Origin of the sequence: Vibrio sp. Vb1127 (assembly GCF_033338735.1) — a bacterium.
Taxonomy (GTDB): domain Bacteria; phylum Pseudomonadota; class Gammaproteobacteria; order Enterobacterales; family Vibrionaceae; genus Vibrio; species Vibrio alginolyticus.
This window is the reverse complement of sequence record NZ_JAWOTF010000002.1, coordinates 383,108-402,425: the sequence shown is the minus strand read 5'-3', so window position 1 is coordinate 402,425 and position 19,318 is coordinate 383,108. Positions and strand designations below refer to the sequence as shown.

The 19,318-nt window shown below is 44.0% G+C and carries 22 protein-coding genes; 11 read left to right on the top strand and 11 right to left on the bottom strand.

Translation table 11 applies throughout. From position 1 onward, the window contains the following. The first annotated feature begins 159 nt into the window (after positions 1-159). From R7H07_RS05695 to R7H07_RS05670, 6 genes are all read left to right on the top strand, one after another. The gene (locus R7H07_RS05695) at positions 160-978 is read left to right on the top strand and encodes a substrate-binding domain-containing protein (protein ID WP_005389522.1); all 819 of its coding nucleotides are present in this window, start codon (positions 160-162) and stop codon (positions 976-978) included. A 6-nt stretch (positions 979-984) separates the two neighbouring features. Then, positions 985-1,683 (top strand): ABC transporter permease, encoded by a 699-nt coding sequence (locus tag R7H07_RS05690; protein WP_005389524.1) that lies wholly within the window; start codon positions 985-987, stop codon positions 1,681-1,683. A gap of 50 nt (positions 1,684-1,733) precedes the next feature. Next, the gene (locus tag R7H07_RS05685) at positions 1,734-2,453 is read left to right on the top strand and encodes an energy-coupling factor ABC transporter ATP-binding protein (RefSeq protein ID WP_017820675.1); all 720 of its coding nucleotides are present in this window, start codon (positions 1,734-1,736) and stop codon (positions 2,451-2,453) included. Beyond that, the gene (gene mobA, locus R7H07_RS05680; RefSeq protein WP_005389527.1) at positions 2,431-3,018 is read left to right on the top strand and encodes a molybdenum cofactor guanylyltransferase MobA; all 588 of its coding nucleotides are present in this window, start codon (positions 2,431-2,433) and stop codon (positions 3,016-3,018) included. Before R7H07_RS05685 ends, mobA begins: the two co-directional genes overlap by 23 nt. Beyond that, a complete protein-coding gene (locus tag R7H07_RS05675; protein WP_206959224.1) occupies positions 3,015-4,793 on the top strand; it encodes a bifunctional molybdopterin-guanine dinucleotide biosynthesis adaptor protein MobB/molybdopterin molybdotransferase MoeA in 1,779 nt (592 codons plus the stop codon). The genes mobA and R7H07_RS05675 overlap by 4 nt, the downstream gene beginning before the upstream one ends. Before the next feature lie 76 nt (positions 4,794-4,869). Then, positions 4,870-5,136: a DUF2960 domain-containing protein gene (locus R7H07_RS05670; protein WP_005377584.1), complete on the top strand. Its 267-nt coding sequence runs from the start codon at positions 4,870-4,872 to the stop codon at positions 5,134-5,136. A gap of 202 nt (positions 5,137-5,338) precedes the next feature. On the opposite strand, the gene nagK is transcribed toward R7H07_RS05670, so the two are convergent. Both nagK and R7H07_RS05660 read right to left on the bottom strand, forming a co-directional pair. Then, complete coding sequence (gene nagK, locus R7H07_RS05665) at positions 5,339-6,247, bottom strand: N-acetylglucosamine kinase (protein ID WP_017820672.1); 909 nt, start codon at positions 6,245-6,247, stop codon at positions 5,339-5,341. 175 nt (positions 6,248-6,422) lie between these two features. After that, entirely contained in the window at positions 6,423-7,172 is a 750-nt protein-coding gene (locus tag R7H07_RS05660; protein ID WP_053350551.1) for a tRNA-uridine aminocarboxypropyltransferase, read from the bottom strand. Between the two features lie 140 nt (positions 7,173-7,312). Here R7H07_RS05660 and R7H07_RS05655 point away from each other — a divergent pair, with 140 nt between their 5' ends. Next, positions 7,313-8,128: a sterol desaturase family protein gene (locus R7H07_RS05655; protein WP_206959222.1), complete on the top strand. Its 816-nt coding sequence runs from the start codon at positions 7,313-7,315 to the stop codon at positions 8,126-8,128. Between the two features lie 103 nt (positions 8,129-8,231). Here R7H07_RS05655 and R7H07_RS05650 read toward each other — a convergent pair whose 3' ends face one another. The 5 genes from R7H07_RS05650 to R7H07_RS05630 form a co-directional block, all read right to left on the bottom strand. Continuing rightward, positions 8,232-8,450 carry a hypothetical protein gene (locus tag R7H07_RS05650; RefSeq protein ID WP_005389537.1) on the bottom strand — a complete coding sequence of 73 codons (219 nt, stop codon included), beginning with the start codon at positions 8,448-8,450 and terminating at the stop codon, positions 8,232-8,234. A gap of 48 nt (positions 8,451-8,498) precedes the next feature. After that, positions 8,499-8,879 (bottom strand): hypothetical protein, encoded by a 381-nt coding sequence (locus R7H07_RS05645; protein ID WP_053307088.1) that lies wholly within the window; start codon positions 8,877-8,879, stop codon positions 8,499-8,501. 198 nt (positions 8,880-9,077) lie between these two features. Beyond that, positions 9,078-9,491, bottom strand: a complete 414-nt coding sequence (locus R7H07_RS05640; protein ID WP_206959219.1) for an NUDIX hydrolase — start codon at positions 9,489-9,491, stop codon at positions 9,078-9,080. Continuing rightward, positions 9,481-9,900 (bottom strand): NUDIX domain-containing protein, encoded by a 420-nt coding sequence (locus R7H07_RS05635; protein ID WP_054574143.1) that lies wholly within the window; start codon positions 9,898-9,900, stop codon positions 9,481-9,483. The genes R7H07_RS05640 and R7H07_RS05635 overlap by 11 nt, the downstream gene beginning before the upstream one ends. Before the next feature lie 207 nt (positions 9,901-10,107). After that, the gene (locus R7H07_RS05630; RefSeq protein WP_206959217.1) at positions 10,108-12,126 is read right to left on the bottom strand and encodes a methyl-accepting chemotaxis protein; all 2,019 of its coding nucleotides are present in this window, start codon (positions 12,124-12,126) and stop codon (positions 10,108-10,110) included. 134 nt (positions 12,127-12,260) lie between these two features. Between R7H07_RS05630 and R7H07_RS05625 the strand changes: the two genes are divergently transcribed. Next, positions 12,261-12,755, top strand: a complete 495-nt coding sequence (locus R7H07_RS05625; protein ID WP_064353906.1) for an NlpC/P60 family protein — start codon at positions 12,261-12,263, stop codon at positions 12,753-12,755. Between the two features lie 45 nt (positions 12,756-12,800). On the opposite strand, the gene R7H07_RS05620 is transcribed toward R7H07_RS05625, so the two are convergent. The 3 genes from R7H07_RS05620 to R7H07_RS05610 form a co-directional block, all read right to left on the bottom strand. Next, on the bottom strand, positions 12,801-13,145 hold the full coding sequence (locus tag R7H07_RS05620; protein WP_005377620.1) for a DUF3802 family protein: 345 nt from the start codon (positions 13,143-13,145) through the stop codon (positions 12,801-12,803). Positions 13,146-13,335: 190 nt separating this feature from the next. Continuing rightward, positions 13,336-14,298 carry a GGDEF domain-containing protein gene (locus R7H07_RS05615; RefSeq protein ID WP_025766666.1) on the bottom strand — a complete coding sequence of 321 codons (963 nt, stop codon included), beginning with the start codon at positions 14,296-14,298 and terminating at the stop codon, positions 13,336-13,338. Further along, the gene (locus tag R7H07_RS05610) at positions 14,298-15,272 is read right to left on the bottom strand and encodes a response regulator (protein WP_021033872.1); all 975 of its coding nucleotides are present in this window, start codon (positions 15,270-15,272) and stop codon (positions 14,298-14,300) included. The genes R7H07_RS05615 and R7H07_RS05610 overlap by 1 nt, the downstream gene beginning before the upstream one ends. A 224-nt stretch (positions 15,273-15,496) precedes the next feature. Here R7H07_RS05610 and R7H07_RS05605 point away from each other — a divergent pair, with 224 nt between their 5' ends. Both R7H07_RS05605 and R7H07_RS05600 read left to right on the top strand, forming a co-directional pair. Next, positions 15,497-16,363 (top strand): fructosamine kinase family protein, encoded by an 867-nt coding sequence (locus R7H07_RS05605; RefSeq protein WP_206959216.1) that lies wholly within the window; start codon positions 15,497-15,499, stop codon positions 16,361-16,363. Between the two features lie 253 nt (positions 16,364-16,616). Beyond that, a complete protein-coding gene (locus tag R7H07_RS05600) occupies positions 16,617-16,811 on the top strand; it encodes a CPXCG motif-containing cysteine-rich protein (protein ID WP_017634925.1) in 195 nt (64 codons plus the stop codon). 75 nt (positions 16,812-16,886) lie between these two features. On the opposite strand, the gene R7H07_RS05595 is transcribed toward R7H07_RS05600, so the two are convergent. Beyond that, positions 16,887-17,498 carry a riboflavin synthase gene (locus tag R7H07_RS05595; RefSeq protein ID WP_054579486.1) on the bottom strand — a complete coding sequence of 204 codons (612 nt, stop codon included), beginning with the start codon at positions 17,496-17,498 and terminating at the stop codon, positions 16,887-16,889. Positions 17,499-17,890: 392 nt separating this feature from the next. Between R7H07_RS05595 and R7H07_RS05590 the strand changes: the two genes are divergently transcribed. Further along, positions 17,891-19,261 (top strand): MATE family efflux transporter, encoded by a 1,371-nt coding sequence (locus R7H07_RS05590; RefSeq protein WP_206959215.1) that lies wholly within the window; start codon positions 17,891-17,893, stop codon positions 19,259-19,261. Positions 19,262-19,318 lie beyond the last annotated feature (57 nt).

Below are 19,318 nucleotides of genomic sequence, written 5' to 3'. Positions count from 1 at the left end.
TGGATACGGAGCGCATTTAAGTGATCTCAGGATGTTGATGTTTGCTTATTCCAACACCCTGAGACAACTTGCGTATTACGCTAATCGCTCTCGTCCAAAAAGGCTTCTCCCTAAAACCTGGAGAGATTCCAAAGAATCATTGGAAAGGAACACATAAAAATGAAAAAAATTGCGCTAACTCTGGCTGCAACGTCAATCACGCTTGTAAGTTACTCTGCGTTTTCTGCTCAAGACGGAGAACACGTTCGCCTTGCAACCACAACCAGTACTTACCATTCAGGTTTACTTGATTACCTACTTCCACAATTTGAAAAAGACACGGGCTACAAAGTCGATGTTATTGCTGCAGGTACGGGTAAAGCCTTAAAAATGGGCGAAAACGGTGACGTAGATTTGGTGATGACACATGCACCAAAAGCTGAAGGCGCATTTGTTGAGAAAGGCTACGGCGTTTTACCTCGCAAGCTAATGTACAACGACTTTGTGATTGTAGGCCCGAAAGCTGACCCAGCAACAATCAAAAATGACGAAGGCGTGTTAGATGTATTCAAAGAGATCGCAAACAAAAACGCAACGTTCATCTCTCGCGGCGATGATTCTGGTACGCACAAAAAAGAAATGGGCTTCTGGGCTCAAACTAAAATCGAACCGAACTTTGGTGGCTACCGTAGCGTAGGTCAAGGTATGGGCCCAACTCTAAACATGGCGTCTGAAATGCAAGGCTACACCATGACGGATCGCGGCACATGGCTGGCTTACCAAAACAAATTGGATCTAGAAATTCTGTTCCAAGGCGATGAAAAACTGTTTAACCCGTACCAAGTTATTCTTGTTAACCCTGAGCGTTACCCAACGATTAACTACCAAGGTGCGAAGGCATTCAGTGATTGGTTGGTAAACCCTCGCGGACAGGAACTTATCAATGGTTTCCGCCTAAACGGTAAACAACTGTTTGTTGCGAATGCTGAGAGCAAATAACGCAATATGAATCTTGCTGATACAACACTGGAAGCGCTTCGCTTACTGGTGAATTTTGATGCAGACCTATGGGAGATCGTTGCGGTCTCCTTTAGTGTTTCTATCACGGCAATATCCCTAGTGGTATTGCCGGCTATTTTGATGTCCTTTGTACTGGCGTATACCGACTTTCGCGGTAAATGGTTTTTGTTGTCGATCGTGAATACGCTGCAAGCGGTCCCTACCGTGGTGATTGGCCTGTTGCTGTACATGTTGCTGTCGCGTGCTGGCCCTTGGGGAGACTGGCAAATGCTGTTCACTCAGAAGGCAATGATCTTCGGCCAAATGGTGATCTGCTTCCCTGTTTTGGTATCGATGATGCATGGTGCATTACAATCTAGCGACCGTCGTGCAGTGGAAACTGCCATCACGCTGGGCGTCTCCATTCCGCGCTTGGCAGCTACGATGATTTGGGAAACCCGCTTTCCTCTACTTGCGGCTATCATTGCAGGGTTTTCACGTATCGTGACCGAGGTGGGCTGCTCAATGATGGTTGGTGGGAACATTATGGGCGTGACGCGAAATATTCCCACGGCTATCGCAATGGAAAGCAGTAAAGGTGCTTTTGCGCAAGGAGTTGCATTAGGAATTGTATTACTATCTTTAGCGTTGGCTCTAAACTTCTTCTTATCAAGCATGAGAGGCAAAGGCTACCTCAGAACATAGAACATGAAGCAAACAAACGACTCACCATTAACCCCATGTCGAGGCGAATTATGACTATAAAAATCACCGCCGAACAGTTATCCATGCGCTTTAAAGAGCGTGTGCTTTTCCACATCCCTGAGTTAGCCATCGGCCCAAATGATGCCATTTATCTCAAGGGTGACAATGGTGTGGGCAAAACTACCCTACTCAAAATCCTTGCTGGCTTGCTCAAACCCTCTACTGGCGATGTTGTTGCGCCAAAAGATACGTGGCTGAAAAGACTGACGTGTCGCAATGGTCGTGTCGATGTGATTTATCTCCATCAATCCCCTTACCTTTTTGACGGCACTGTATATGAAAACGTAGTCTATGGAGTGAAATATCAACAAGACACGCAAAAAGATAAGCGAGCTCAAGTTATTCACGCGCTGCGCATGGTAGGTTTAGAAACCTTAGCGGACGAACATATTTCCGTGTTGTCCGGCGGTGAAAAACAGCGCGTTGCCATGGCAAGAGCTTGGATCTTAAAACCGTCGATTTTGTTGATGGATGAGCCAAGTGCGTCTTTAGACCAAGAATCCATTGAACGATTGGTGGTGATGGCGAAAGATCTTTTGGATCGTGGTTCCAGTATCGTGGTGACAAGCCATCAGGCCAACGCACTGACCGACTTATGTAAAAAACAGTGGTGGATTAAAGATAAGACTTTGATAGAGTCTCCTCTGTTGTATGTCATACCAAAAGAAACATCCCAAGAGAATGCATATGCTTCAACCAACACAAACTAGTTGGGTCATTTTGGCTGGTGGCCAAGCCAGCCGTATGGGTGGAAAAGATAAAGGTCTGATTGAGTTAAATCAGAAGCCACTCATCGAGCACGTTATTGAACGTTTATCTCCACAAACTCCACGCATTTTAATTAATGCCAACCGAAACCAAGATGCGTACAGCAAATTTGGTTTCGTATTTAGTGATCAATTCAAAGATTTCCCTGGGCCTATGGGCGGTATTCACGCGGGTTTGATGCATTCTGAAACCGACTGGGTCGGATTTGTACCTTGCGATAGTCCACAAATTAACACCGACCTTGTCGAGCGTTTCTGCCAGGCCGTCAAAGAAGACAGCGATATTTTGGTCGCGCATGATGGTGACCATCAGCAACCTGTTTTTACGCTCTACCACAAGCGCGTACTGCCAAAACTCACCGCGTTTTTAGAACGTGGCGACCGCAAAATCATTCTGCTCTACAAAGAGTGCAACACCAGTTACGTTGACTTTAGCGACTCACCAAACTGTTTCGTCAACTTGAACACTCCGGAAGAACTGGCGCAATTTGGACAATTAGAATCATGAAACACACGCTAAACATTCCTATTCTTGGTTTTGCAGCTTATTCAGGCACAGGCAAAACCACGCTACTTGAAGCCCTATTGCCAAAGCTGACCGAAGCAGGTTTACGCATTGGCATGCTAAAACATGCGCACCACAACTTCGATGTCGATAAGCCGGGTAAAGACAGCTACCGTTTACGCAAAGCTGGTGCATCTCAAATGCTGATTGCTTCTCGCAACCGTTTTGCGTTAATGACAGAAACGCCAGAAGCCGAAGCGGAGTTTGAATTCCTATTAACACGTTTTGATGAAGACATGCTTGATGTGGTTTTGGTCGAAGGCTGCAAAAACATCGCGTTTCCTAAAATCGAATTGCACCGTGAAGAAGTCGGCAAGCCTTGGCTTTATCCAAACGATGAAAACATCATCGCTATCGCTTCAGACGGCGGCGAGTTGGACTCTGAACTGCCACAAATGAACATCAATGATCTTGAAGCGATTGCTCAGTTCGTTATTCAGTATGTTCAAGAAGCGAAAGCACCAAAAAACAAAGAGAAAGAAGCCGCATGTTGCGACACACTTTCTCCTGCTTTCCTTTCTGTGGTTCAAGGCCAAGAGAAAATCCTTTCTTTGGTGAACACGGTTTCGGAAATAGAAGCATGCAAGATTGAAAACGCCTATGGCCGCGTTCTTGCGGAACATATCATTTCACCAGTAAACGTGCCGCAATACACCAACTCCGCTATGGACGGTTACGCCATCCGCAGTGATGATGTTGACCGTGATAGCTACCAAGTGGTTGCTGAAGTGATGGCGGGCCATGCTTACGATCAGCCTCTTCAAGTTGGTCAAGCGGTGAAAATCATGACCGGCGCACCAACACCACTTAACGGCGACACAGTGGTCATGTGTGAGCAAGCCTCTCAAGAAGGTGACAAGGTCACCTTTAACGGTGCGCATATCAAAGCAGGCCAAAACGTTCGTCAAGCAGGTGAAGATCTCACTATCGGCAGTGACGTCTTTACCGCAGGCACTCGCCTAGCCTCTCCAGAAATGGGCATGATCGCTTCGCTTGGTTTTGGTGAAGCGAATGTGTTCCGCAAATTGAAAGTTGCCGTGTTCTCCACCGGTGACGAAGTACAAGCGCCGGGAACAGAGCAAAAAGCGAATTCTATCTACGATTCCAACCGTTTTACCATCATGGGCATGCTTGAAAAGCTCGGCTGCGAGATCTTGGACTTCGGTATTCTGGAAGACAACGAACAGTTAATGATTGAAGCATTGGAAAACGCATCGGCGCAAGCGGACGTGGTTATGACTTCTGGTGGCGTATCCGTTGGTGATGCGGATTACATCAAACTTGCCTTGGATAAACTTGGTCAAATCGATTTTTGGCGAATCAACATGCGTCCGGGACGTCCATTAGCGTTTGGTCAAATCAACAACAAGCCGTTCTTTGGTCTGCCGGGCAACCCTGTTGCCGTGATGGTTTCATTCATCAACTTTGTCGAGCCTGCACTGCGTAAGATGCAAGGCGAACAAGGCTGGAAGCCTCTGAAAGTGAATGCCATCGCGACTGAAAACCTTCGCTCTCGCCAAGGTCGTACCGAGTTTAGTCGAGGAATCTATGAACTGGATAACACTGGCCGTTTAACCGTTCGTACAACAGGCAAGCAAGGCTCTGGTATTTTACGCTCAATGAGTGAGGCAAACTGTTTGATCGAAATCTCCCCAGCTATTGATACAGTAAAAGCGGGAGAAAGCGTGACAATTATCCCACTTCAAGGCAGAATCTAGCCCAAACTAGAAATTCAAAGGTCAGCGAGTCTGGCCTTTTTGTTTAATATACAGAAACCTTTTCAGAGAGACAGCTATGGCTCGCACCATTCTTTACACTTACAAAGACCAAGACAAAGAACTGACGTTCTCATACCAGCAACACCGCAACATTCAAGAAGCAGTTGCAGAAGCCGAAGGTATCGATATCACTGAGTTCCTAAAGATGGAGCAACAAATCGAAGCAGTGTCTGACACTAAAGCGGTGCGAAACTACCGCGACAACTACTTCAGAAAATTAGGCTTTAGCAAAATCACCCTAGCTCAAAAAGAAAACCTGGGCGTAGGCAAAAAGAACAAATAAGCTTAGCTGCAAACAGAAAACTCACGATTCGTCGTGAGTTTTTTATGCATGCGACTTTTGTTCATGATCCATACCCGAGCATACCGAAATTACTTAGGTATATGAGTTACTTGGGTATATAAGTAAAAGCCCCGTTTAACCTTGAAAGTCTAAACGGGGCTTTAAATTTCTTCTTACTTTATATCGAGTAAGGTTTAAGTCATTACTTGATGTTTAAGAACGCAGCGCCGCGTACACCACCTGAATCACCGTGTTTTGCTTTGATGATCTTAGGACACTTAGCCACAGACAATAAGTGTTTAGGGATGCGTTTTGGCATCTCTTCGTAAATCAATTCGAAGTTAGATAAGCCGCCACCAAGTACAACGGTGTGTGGGTCTGTTGCAGTAAACAGGTTTGCAAAGCAGATCGCTAGCAGCTCCATAAAGCGCTCGACGTGCTCTACTGCTTTCTCCTCACCCTCTACGTGCGCTTTAATAATGTCGATCGCTTTCTTCTCTTCGCCGTAGTAATGCGCGTAAAGAAGCTCGAAACCACGACCAGATAGGTAACTATCTAAACAGCCTTTGTTGCCACAGCCACAACCCAGTAATGGTGCGTTTTCGCCTAGGTGGAACCATGCGTCGATAGGAAGACGTGTGTGACCCACCTCACCCGCTACGTGGTTGCGGCCAGAGAATACTTTGCCTTCGTAGATAAAGCCGCCACCAAAACCAGTACCAAGGATCAAACCTAGTACAGATGGTTCATCTTGAAGATCTTCGTCCCAGGCTTCAGAAAGCGCGAAACAGTTTGCATCGTTTTCAATTTTTACGCTGCGACCGATTTTAGCTTCCAGATCAGCACGAAGTGGTTTGCCTTTTGCCGCAGGAACGTTAACTGTTAGTACCGTTGCATCATCGGCGTCTTCCATACCTGGCAAGCCAAGACCAATCGTACCTTCGCAGCCAAACTCTGTATCGTATTTGTTCACCAATTCCGCAATGGTATCAACCAGCAGCTCGTAGTTGTCTGTTGGTGTAGGTACACGTTCCGTCGCTACACGCTCAAGCTTCTCGTTAAATGCACCAAATTCAATTTTAGTGCCACCGACATCAAAGCCGTAATACATGTATTTCTCTCCTAAAAAATGCTTCAAACGACTCTCAAAAATGGCTAGAGTCAAAAGTATAAACTGATGGCATTATCCATATCTGTACGCCTGCAAACCGTGACCGAATGCAGATTTATCCCCTCACCGAAGCCAGTTGAACAACATACCATCAACAAAAGCTCATTCCTTAGAGTCAGCTCTCGGTTTTCATCCACTCTTTGAAACGTTTCAAGTGTGGCTGGTTAGGGTCGTTTTTGACTCGAGTCTTGCTCAGCATGTAAGTTTCTCTGAAGGCTTCAAACCACAATTGAAGGCATTCCGCAGCTTTAGGCTCACCAGCTTGTTTTAAAACTAATGTCGCGACTTCGGCGGTTGAAAGATGCTGATCATTCTCGGAGCGGCGCATGATGTATTCAGACAGAGATTCCGGCTCAATGGAAAGCACAGGCAAAGATTTAAGAAAATCAGAACGACGGAATATCTTTCGTGCCTCACGCCAGCTACCATCAATAAAGATCAGCAACCATTTTTTGTTCTCGACATCTTCTTTTACCAATCGCCCTGGCTCTAGATCTTCAATTAAACGAGAGGGATCATCCACATAGTCTGCAGGAAATACAATCACCGGTTGGTAACTGTCATCCTGTAGTAGCGCTAGCATCTCTTCAGACGGTTCTGTTCGGTTCCATTGATACACGTAAGTCTCTTGAATCGTATCAGCGATTAGACGACCGGTATTACTTGGCTTAAATACTTCGTTTTCAGAAACAATCAACATACATGCAATATTAGCCTTAATGTTTGGCTGAAGGTCGCACAAACAGTGTTGCTCAGAAACCTGGCAATATTGGCAACGAACCACTTTACATCCACGCGCGTTGAAAGGCTTGGTTGAGATAGATTGTCGGTACTGATATAAACGGTGGAAAGCGTGAATTCTCATGGTAAGTAATGCCAAGTAAAAAGTAGAGCGCGATTCTACTGATATTATGGTTTCGCCTCAAGATAAGCCCATCAGCAGTGTGTTGAAATAATTTCACACTTATCTCGGTCATAGATAAAGAAATAAATAAGGGAATGACAGTGACAGAAACGACATTTCAAGAACCCTCATGGCTCAGATTAGGCTTTTTCCTTGGCGTATTATTGCTTTGTGCCATTTGGGAGAACAAATTGCCTAGAAAAACACTGACCGCTTCGCGCAGGTTTCGCTGGGTCAATAACTTGTCATTGGTCGCTTTTAACAGCCTAGTTATTGCTTTAATCATGCCTATCGCCGCCTTTCAAGCTGCGGTCATAGCTCAGGAGCAACAGTGGGGGCTGCTCAATATTCTGTCCCTCCCCGCTTGGTTAAATATTTTTCTAACCGTCATTTTGCTTGATTTCGTCATTTACGCTCAGCATGTTGTCTTTCATCATGTAAAGCCGCTGTGGAAGATTCACCGAATGCATCACGCCGATCTCGACATAGACGTCACTACAGGCGCACGCTTTCATCCCTTCGAAATAATCATTTCAATGGGAGTAAAAATTGCAGCCGTGTTTATCTTAGGTGTTTCACCTATCGGAATTGTGGTATTTGAAATTGTGCTTAATGCGAGCGCGATGTTTAATCACAGTAATGCAAAACTGGCTGTATCCATAGACCAAAAACTGCGAAACGTCATCGTTACACCAGACATACATCGCGTGCACCATTCAGTGATAGTAAAAGAGACCCACTCAAACTTTGGTTTTTTCCTTTCAGTTTGGGACCGCTTTTTTGGGACATACCGAGCTCAGCCTAAGTTGGGTCATGATGATGTTGTTATTGGTGTGCCGGAAATTAGAGACGAAGAAGAGCAAAGATTAGATAAGCTTTTAACGCAGCCCTTTCGCTACAATAAAGAGAAGAAGTAATGGTTGAAAAAATATTGTTGGATGAAGTATGTCAACAAAACGAATAGACCAAGCCTAAACCCCTGTTAAACACTACTTCATCCTCATGATGTGTAAGAACAGATTAGTTTTCTGCTAGCTGACGCTTTTTGTTTAACTGAGTAATACCAACAAATAAACCAACAACACCAAGCACTGCACATGCCAAAGCATTGGTGTTCATTACTTGCTGTGCCTCTATTGAGCTGTATAGAAAAGCAAGGCTGAAGAAAGTGGTGGCAAAGCTCAAACCTGTCAGTACGCTGAAACCAGCAAAACTGGCCAAGTCTTTAAAATCGTTCATAACGAGTCCCTGTTTACAATCCTTAATCGAGTGTTGTGAAAATAATAATTAACGAAATATTTGGCGCGATTGACTATGTTTTCGCGCATTCCATAACCAGATAGATACCCCAAATGAGAACCCTAAAAACAGTGTCTTCATTTGTAGGGCGACGTTGTTATCTAATATTTCTAATGTATAGTGAGCGTGGGAACTAAAGATAACATTGGTTATAAGAATCAATAACATAACGACTAGGCCAGAGCGGCGATGCTTGACCAATAGATACGCTGCTAATAAGTCTAACAGCCCCAACGAGCTCCAATACATATTCAACCAGCGTGGCGCAAAATCGTAAGGTAAAAAGCCACCAACAATGTTGTCATAAAGATGAACCACTCCGCCAACTGTCATAAAAAGGCATAAGAGAAACACGACGAATTTATCCATTACCGTTTCCTTATCTGAATGAATGAGCAAAGCATATAGAAGTCACTTAAACATTTGTAATCCCATCGCCATTTTTGAGATCGACAGTGCCATTATCAACACGATGAGAACAGTAACGGCTGCTCTACCTTCTTTATTTAGCATAGTGTTTGCTTTGTCATTGTCCCAAATCCGCCAATGCAACGACAGAACCCTCCTTTAAATCACGCCTTGGTTTATCAACTCTCGTACCTTTTCCAGCCCGCGCTGAAACACAGTATGTGTATTCGCGGGAAGGCCGCTCTCGACATCGTGCCAGAAGAACGCGAAATCATGTCCACCATCGTCTTGCGTATGAAACAGCCATGAATTAGCGAGGTCAGCACACTCACACAAAACAAAATGCCATACTTGATTTTGAAAGCCACTGTCCCATGAGCATAAATATCGTGCGGAACGAACATGTGTGATACCAGACTCCTCAGCGAGCTCCCGCTTGGCCGCTATGATGTAACTTTCATCAAACACTTCAACAGTGCCCTTGACGAGCTGAACACCCGCCAACGGATGTTTAAAAAGTAGGATCTCTTGATTTTGATTACGTAGAACGACGGGGCAAACTTTATCGATCACAAAACCACTCCTTATGGTTCAAGCAAAAGGCTTTAGCTTTCTCTGGATATAAAGAAATCGAGTGAAGTTGCTCTACACGCACCCACTTCAAATGGTACTGATTAACATCTGATTTTCTGATTTGCTCTGGCCCACTCCCTAGTTTCACTTTTAAGTTCCCTACATAAGAAAGAAAATAGGTTTCTAAGCGACCTTGATTTTCGAGTTCCAAAACTTTCTTAACCGAACCAAGTTCTATTGAGGTTTCTTCCCGCGCTTCTCTTTTAGCAGCTTCAACAGGTTCCTCACCTGCTTCAACACTGCCGCCAGGGAAAACCCAATACTGTCTGTCGTTTCGAACGCGATGGATAAGCAAAAGTTCTTGGTGATGATTAACTAGTATGAGGCTGGCTCTTTGTGATAACTGCATGATTCATTCCTTTGAATTCTGGCGACATTCTAGTCAACGAGTCCCTCGAACAAAGCATTAACATCACGTTGTGATAACTAAACCCTTTAGAAATGAACGAGATGAGATGTAACTCACTTTTGCAATGCAAATAGGAGCCATTAAATGAGTAGCCGTAACAAAAAAGCAGAACCGAGGTTCTGCTTTTAGTCGGTGGAAACATCTCATTTACTTGGTCTGATGAAGCTCATACTTGTGCAGCATTGCTTGCTGGTGCCCAGCAATTTCCGCCACTTGCTCAGAACTCTCAACCATAGACTCAAGCTGCAGCTTTGTGCGTTCGCCAAGATCAGAAATATGTGTGATGGATTGAGATACATCTGCCGTCGCTCGTTCTTGTTCTTCTGTAGCAACTGAGATTTGCTCAACACGTTCTTGAATGTGCTTAACCGCGAGGTTGATATCAGAGAATGTCGATTTCACTTCATTGCTGGACTGTAGCGCGTGGGTCATTTCTTCTCTTGAATCATTAACTGCTTGGCGCGAGCGCTCTGCGGCAGTAATAAGCTCGCTCATCATTTCTCGGATGTTCGTAGTTTGTTGAGAGGTATCACTTGCAAGTTTGCGAACTTCATCAGCGACAACCGCAAATCCACGCCCTTGCTCACCAGCACGGGCAGCCTCTATTGCCGCGTTGAGAGCAAGTAAGTTGGTGTTGTCCGCGATCCCACTGATCATATCCACCATTTCACGAATCTGTTTAACACTCTGGTCTAGCTCTAACATTGACTGTTCATTTACATCCAAAGAGCTTTCTAATGACTCCAAACGTTCGCGGTTTTGTTCCACGACTTGAACCCCTTTTTCAGTGTGTTGGGTTGCAAGGAGCGAGTCCTGTGAAGATGCATTTGTCACCATTGCTATTTCACGAATAGAGGCTTCAAGCTGCGTTATGGTCGTGACCATACTCGACAACGCTTCATTTTGTGTTGCCAACCCATCACTTGTTTGTTCGGCTGCACTGTGACTTACTTCTGCCGTCTGATAAAGCGTTTCACAATTGCGCGTCACCGTTTGAATGGAGTCATGTGTGGAATCGATTACTTGATTCAACTTTCGTGCTACTTCTTTCAGCTCATAGGGGCCAACTTCTTCTGCCTTGTCACGAAAATCATGTTCGGTAAGTGCTGAAAGACGCGTTAGTACATTCCTTAACCCTCGGTTTGTCCATGACTTGAGACTAAACCAAGTAACCAGAATAATAAAAGAAATCACACACGCCGCAAACACGAGCACAACGCTCACCGATTCAATGGTCTCGTTGACCACCCGCTCCTTTTCATCGATCAACTGACCAGCGGTTTGGGAGATTTGATCAAGTAACCGCATGGTTTCATCCGCAAGCATCGAAGCCTGTTTAAACTCTGAACGTTGCAATTCCCCTTGTTCTAGTTTGGCGAGGATCAAACGCAGCACGCCCTTTTCACTAAAGCCTTGTTTCACCATCTCATATGGTGCGGTTAAGCTTGCATATTCACTTACTTCAGGATGGAAAGATTGGAAGTCTTCATAGGCGAGTTTAATACCTGCTATGCGATTTCGCATTTCTCGGTATTCTTTTTCGGCTTTGTTTAATTCTGAGTGCATCATCATGACTAAGAACGTACTTTCCATTGAGCTTGCAGAAGCAATGAAACGGTTAGCGGCATCGCTCGACTCAGGATTATCGGCACTAAGGAACGAACTGATTCGATTCATTTCCGGACCGATAGAGCTAAGCCCATAGCGAAACCCACCAACAGCGGCATCAATATCGATTTGAATTTGTATCACCGAAGATTGCTTCAACAAAATGGACTGCGTGATGTTATGTAAACGCGCTAGTTTGGTGTCTAACTCCTCCGAGAGTTGCTGAGCTACACCAGACGCTTCCACAACCAAAGTTGTGCTTTGAGTTGCAAGAGAGTCGATTTGCTCTTTTATGAGAGGCAACTCTTTCGGCTCAGTAATCTGCATACCATGGTTGAGTAGCTTAACCATCTCCAATACATTCCTGGTTAACTTTGCGTTTGCCATCGCGATGGGTAATGCTTTTTGCGACAAGTCTTCAAATTGTTCCCCTACCTGTTCCATTCCTTTGAAACTTGAGACAGAAAGGGCTATAACAAGAGCAATGATAGTTAAAAATGTTGCACTGACAGCCTGAATCAGTGAAAGTGATGTGCGTGAGCGTTTTCGCTTTGCCATAATCAATTTTTATTCTTTCTTAAGGTTGAATCGGTTCTGCAGTGATTCCGTCACATTTGTGAGACAAAACCGTGATTTGCAGCCCATACTATGGATTGGTTATGACACTAATATTTCAGTTGTGAGTCATAGAGATGACAGGTGGTGATTTGCGTCGAGTATATTTTCCTTTGATAATCAGTGTGCTAATAGGCGCCTGCTCTTCTGGGCCTGAGCCTAGTAAGCAAGCACAGGTGACAACACCTACAAATCAGCTATTGTCGGACAACCCTGACTTGTTCGACTTTTACACAGAGTGGCACGGCACGCCTTATCGCTTAGGCGGGACACAGAAATCTGGAATTGATTGCTCAGCATTTGTACAAAAAGCGTTTATTGAGGCTTATCAGCTCTCGTTACCAAGGACAACGAAGCAGCAATCAAAGCAAGGTGTGGAGTTAAGTTGGACGGATGCCAAGCAAGGGGATCTAGTGTTTTTTAAAACAAGACGTACAACTTATCATGTCGGAATTTACTTGGGTAACAAGCAGTTCATGCATGCATCGACGTCTAGAGGTGTGATTATTTCAAGAATCGACAACCCATACTGGGCATCTAAGTTTTGGCAAATAAGAAGAGTTACAATGTAACTCCTCTCACTCTTTAACCGGACATTGCTGTAAGTTAAAACAATATCAGTCGTAAGTCGCAACAGCATTATCGAACAGATTTTTGACCAGAGCGATGTATTCATCAAGGAACGTGATCTGTTCATTGGTCGCTTTTTTATGCCATACCCCAGCCAATATCTCACCAAGATCTTCAACAACTGCATCAGCCTCTTTCAACAATTTGAAGCGTACGCTCGAGTGAAGTTCTGGATTTTGCTCAAAAATCGCCATGATGTTTGAAGCCACCATATCGGTGACAACATCTTCGATGCTTTCGGATCCAGTGTCGCCAATTTCGGTCGTAAAAATATCTAGATTTAGAGACAAGTGCTCGATAAGAGCGAGATATCCATCGGTTTCTAAAACCACTGTTTTTCTCCGTTTATTGCAAGCCTTCGAAGCTGAAAGCAGAATAGTTTCAATAGTAAGACATGCCGAGAAAATTTCATTAACTTATTTCATATTAACAAACATTCACGAACCAACTGGATGATTTTCAAACAATTGAGCTTTGCTTCACTGAATTCGGATACAGGGTTTCTTCAAACCTTTTTATATTTCAGTCATTTTCATGCAAACAGGTTTGGTTACGACCATTTTCTTTTGCACGATACAGCGCAGCATCGGCACTCTTTAACCATTGAGTGTGAGTTTCAAAATAAGGCTTATACTCGCAAACACCAATACTTATCGTGTAATTAATCAAAAAATCTTCCACTTTCACGATCTCTTGCTCAATTCTTTTGCGCAAACGCTCTGCGAAATAGCAAGCTTGCTCCTGGTTTGTGTGAGGAAGTAGTACCGTAAACTCTTCACCACCAAAACGACCGCAGATGTCACTGCTTCTTGCTGTTTTTCTCAACAAGGCAGAGGTTCGACGAATGACTTCGTCCCCTGTCGGGTGACCATAAGTATCATTCACCTTCTTAAAGTGGTCGATATCGAATATTACTAATGAGCATGGTCCGTCGATAACTTTTAAGTGAGCAAACTCATCTTTCAATGATTGCTCCCAATAAGCGCGATTAAATAAACCTGTTAAACCATCTTTGCGACTGATTTCCGACAAATGTTGATTTGTTTCTTTCAAATGAATGCGATTTCTCGCAGTTTCAGAAACATCATTGACTTGAATCGCTATGTGGCTGACCTCTCCTGAAAGCCCAATTAACGGCGTGATCACGATATCTTGATACATAAAATCACTGCTGTTTGAAACCGGAGAAAAATTGTTGAACTTAAAAAGGTACGGTCGGTTTTCCCAGCTAGAAAAAGAACGAGTTTCCAGATCGGCGGCAGCTTTTATCTTGGTTTCTAGCCAAGTTCTTGGCAGCTCTTCAAAATGCTCAAATAAACATTCACCAAGAATTTCTTGTGATAGAACGCCACTGTATGACTGCATAAAACTGTTCCACACACACACTTTATACTCTTGATCCAAAACAATAAGCCCTGAATCCATCGTATCGAGAATTTGTGTGACCCAATGAAAGTCTGCTATGTCCAGCGTGATATCGGACATTAGATTAGCTCCATGATTTCATAGATTATTTCTACGGATGGCTTATCAATTAAAAACAGTACCTCGCACTCGAAATCGAGCGCTTCTGCCATGTAGGTGTATTCAATAGTAAAGAGCTCGCCCAACTCGCCTTGCTCTTCACAATAAGGTGTTAAGGTATCCACAATGCCTGGCTGACGAAGTGAGAATTGCTTGTCGAGTTGATCGCCTAACGACGTGAGAAATGACGAAACCAGTAGGTTAGAGATATTCAAGATGATTTCATTATGAGGCGTAAACTCAAGAAGGTAACCTAATTTTTCCCCAATCTGATTGATATCCCTACCACGTAAGCACACCAGTGCCTCCCCGTGAATACCACCACCGACAAACCTCTGCGCTACCGCAACGGAACTGTCACGCCCAACCACATCAACCAGTGTCATATGAAGCTCGCCGTAGGACAAAGGTCCAACATGAGGAACAGGAAGTTGGATGAACTCATGTAAATGGTCGGCCATAATCGCAGCCCCTTTACCAAGGGCAATGTTCGCAATTTCACGGAATTTGGCTAGTAAGGAAAGCTCTTCGCAACCCTGGTTTTTAGAATCAACCGAATGACTAGGTTTGAACGCATAATGCAGTCCTAATTGTTCGTATAGTGGTAGCACCTGCTCTTCTGTCAGAGGCTTAGCGATAAAAGCTTGAGCACCAAGATCGAGACAGCGCTGTTTTGCCTCTTGTTGAACATCTCCAGAAATAATGACGATTTTGGTCGGGTACTGACTAACAGGTAATGATTCGAGGACCTCAAAACCATCCATTATGGGCATCGTTAAATCGAGAAACAAAATATCGATATTTTGCTCAGCAAGAATATTAAGCGCCTCATAACCATCTTGCGCTTCAATAAGATGTAATGATGTATCTTGTACGATAGAACGCGCAATAAGCTTTCTTGCAACAGCTGAGTCATCACATATCAGTATTTTCATGCCACCAATGGAACTAACGTCAAAAAAATCATAATACCTGTTGTAAACGTTCATCTCCATATGCTAAGCCAACAAATCAGAGGCTTATAAGCGATTTGATTCACATTTATACAAATTGACTACACTAAGAGGAAGGTTTCTTTACTAAGTATGCTCAACATAGCGCCAACTCCCTGCTATTTATCCTAAACTATTGGTGGTCAAATAGATTCGCGAGGTTTTGTATGTGGCAAGCAATATCGCAACAGCTTTCTGATACTTTATTGTTCGATTACCAGATCACGGAAAAAGTAAGGCTGTCTGGTGGGGATATCAGTGAAAGCTACATGATCAATGATGGCGAGCAACGTTATTTTGTGAAAATTAACGATCGCGAGTTTTTGTCTAAATTTGAGGTAGAAGCTGAAAGCCTGCATCTTTTGCGTGAAACATCCACCCTATTTGTACCTGAGGTGGTATTGGTTGGTAAAACCAAAAATGCCTCATTCCTAATTCTTAACTACCTTCCAACGAAACCATTAGAAGATGATCCCAACAGCTTTAAATTTGGGCAGCAATTAGCTCACCTACACCAGTGGGGCGAGCAAAAAGAGTTTGGTTTTGATACCGACAACTATCTTGGTTCGACTCTACAGCCCAACAAATGGCACAAGAAATGGTGTGTATTCTTTGCTGAGCAACGCATAGGTTGGCAATTACAGCTCCTTAAAGAAAAAGGCGTCACCTTGGTTGATATCGATGACTTTATCGACGTCGTAAAACAGCGGCTAGCAAACCATGCTCCGAAACCTTCTTTGTTGCATGGCGATTTATGGAATGGAAATGCGGCACTCACTGCATTCGGTCCTATCTGTTACGATCCTGCGTGCTATTGGGGGGACAGGGAGTGTGATATTGCGATGACAGAGCTTTTTGGTGGATTTCAACCAGAATTTTATCAAGGCTACGAATCGGTTATGCCACTTTCTTCAAGCTATGAGGAACGTAAAGATATCTATAACCTTTACCATGTTCTCAACCATTGTAATTTGTTTGGCGGCCATTACTTGGAACAGGCTCAACTGGTTATTAATAAAATCATTTCTTATTAATTTGGAAGCCACTGCATATTTCAAGATGTAAAATCTCGAGGCACATCACTACAGAAAATCACCCTAAGCTCAAGGTTGAGTTTGGGGTCAAGTTTTGTACTTATTTCGACTCAATTAGCAACAACTCTGCCTAATATCAAAGGAGACTTAACTTTGGATTGTGCCTATTTTCCTTGTAGGCAAAGTAAGTAAAGGGCTGTGCTTCCTTGATGAATAGTGTGTTTAAAAGCCCTGCGAGATTAGGAGTTGTTGTATGAAAAATTATACCGAAAGGTATGTAAAGTGCCCGCATTGCGGACACTCTATCGGCATTACATTAGATGCAAGTAATGGTGACCAAGAGTTTTATGATGATTGCCCAGCTTGTTGCCACGCTATCCACCTAAATATGCGAGTGGATGAGTTACAAGATAAGGTCGAACTATTTATCGATGACAATTACGAATAGCAGCTCGAGCATGTGAACATCAGAAATATAAAAACGCTTAAATGAAAAAGGAGCACTAGGCTCCTTTTTCTCATTCTAAAGCTGTTTTGCTGCAAGAACGCGCTCAACAGTATCAACAATTGCTTGAGTCTGAGGATCAAACTCAATATTAACGCGCTCCCCTACTTGTCTCACTCCGAAAAGCGTTCGCTGCAAGGTTTCTGGAATTAGGTGTACCGAAAAACGACACGCTTCAACTTCACCAATAGTTAGCGAGCAGCCATCTAAACCAATGTAACCTTTCGCTAATACATATTTCATTGATTCTTGCGGCAGTTGGAACCAAATCGTGCGGTTATTGGGCGTATCGATGATATCGACAATATCTGCCGTTAAACTAATATGACCAGACATACCATGCCCGCCTATTTCGTCACCAAACTTAGCCGCGCGCTCAATGTTTACGCTATCCCCTTCCACCAGCCGACCTAAATTAGTAAGAGCCAATGTCGCTTGCATTAAATCAAAACTGATAAGGTTGCCTTCGATCTTAGTCACAGTTAGACAACATCCGTTGTGTGCAACGGATGCACCAATTTCTAACCCTTTACAAAGTTCATCGCTTAACTCGACAACGTGCGTTTGAAAGCGTTCTTTTTTATCAATTTTAACGACCTTCGCCGTACCCTGAACTATTCCTGTAAACATTTCTTTTTACCTATTGATTTAATACCAACTGTAGTCGAAGACTAAGCCCTAAACACTGCGCTACAGGTCGGAAATAAAGACCGCAGACGATAAAGCCATGGCTTAATGAACACTGGTTTGTTCTCATGCATACTTCAACATTACCATGATTCGCTGCTGTTCTCAGTAAAAGCGTATCCTTAGCTTGGAGAGCGTCCAGTCAGTGTTATCGACTATTCACTACCTAGCTATGGAATATAAACATACAATTGTTTATCATTTGCGCGGAGTTTCTCCGAGGCATTTTTTCACCTTATCGTGACTAAAATCAACCATCAGATCCGTTCACCACATCTTTTGCCCTCGAGTACTCTCATTCTTTCAACTTATTGTTCCGCTCTGGAGTATTTTTCGTGCATCGCTATAAAGAAGAAGCATCAAGTCTTATCAAATTGGCGACCCCGGTATTGATCGCATCTGTCGCTCAAACTGGTATGGGGTTTGTTGATACCGTAATGGCTGGCGGCGTTAGCGCCACCGACATGGCTGCGGTTTCTGTCGCTTCAAGTATTTGGCTACCATCCATTTTGTTTGGGGTGGGTTTATTAATGGCATTGGTCCCTGTTGTCGCACAGTTAAATGGCTCTGGTCGTAGAGTGAAGATCCCGTTTGAAATTCAGCAAGGCGTCGTCTTGGCATTGCTGCTCAGTGTGCCGATAATTGCAGTCCTGCTTCAAACCCAGTTTATTCTCGGGCTGATGGATGTTGAAGCACTGATGGCTGAAAAAACGGTGGGATACATTCACGCCGTTATATTAGCAGTACCCGCTTTTTTACTTTTCCAAACGCTTAGAAGCTTTACGGATGGTATGTCATTGACGAAGCCGGCAATGGTGATTGGCTTTATCGGTTTGCTGCTCAACATTCCTCTAAACTGGATTTTCGTGTACGGCAAGTTTGGTGCACCTGAATTAGGCGGTGTTGGCTGTGGTGTAGCAACCACGATTGTTTACTGGGTCATGTTTGCCATGCTATTGCTGTATGTGATGACATCAGAGCGATTGAAAAGCATCAACCTATTTGGAGAATGGCATCGCCCACAATGGAAAGCACAAGTTCGTCTATTCAAGCTCGGCTTTCCTGTTGCAGCAGCGCTGTTTTTTGAAGTGACATTGTTTGCTGTTGTTGCACTGCTCGTTTCACCACTGGGTCCTATCATTGTGGCAGCGCATCAAGTCGCGATTAACTTCTCCTCGTTGGTATTTATGCTACCAATGAGTATTGGTGCAGCAGTAAGCATTCGTGTCGGCCATCGACTTGGTGAAGAAAACGTAGATGGCGCGCGCGTAGCGTCACGAGTCGGCATTATGGTTGGTCTAGCATTGTCCGTTCTCACAGCGATTTTAACCGTCTTGTCTCGTGAGTGGATCGCCGAGCTTTATACTAGCAACCCAGAGGTAATCACTCTAGCGATGCACCTGCTCGTGTTTGCCGCTGTTTATCAATGTACGGATGCGGTTCAAGTGATCGCAGCTGGTGCATTACGCGGCTATAAAGACATGCGAGCCATCTTCAACCGTACTTTTATTGCTTATTGGATTCTTGGGCTGCCAATTGGTTACGTCCTTGGCCGTACAGACTGGATTGTCGAGCCAATGGGAGCACAAGGCTTCTGGCTTGGTTTTATCATCGGCCTATCTTCTGCGGCCTTTATGTTAGGCGTCAGAATGCGTTGGATGCATCGCCAAGAGCCAGAAGTGCAATTGAACTTTTCAGTTCAATAAAAAGTAAAAAAAGCCAGCATCCGCTGGCTTTTTTGATCGAATAATCACACGGTTGAG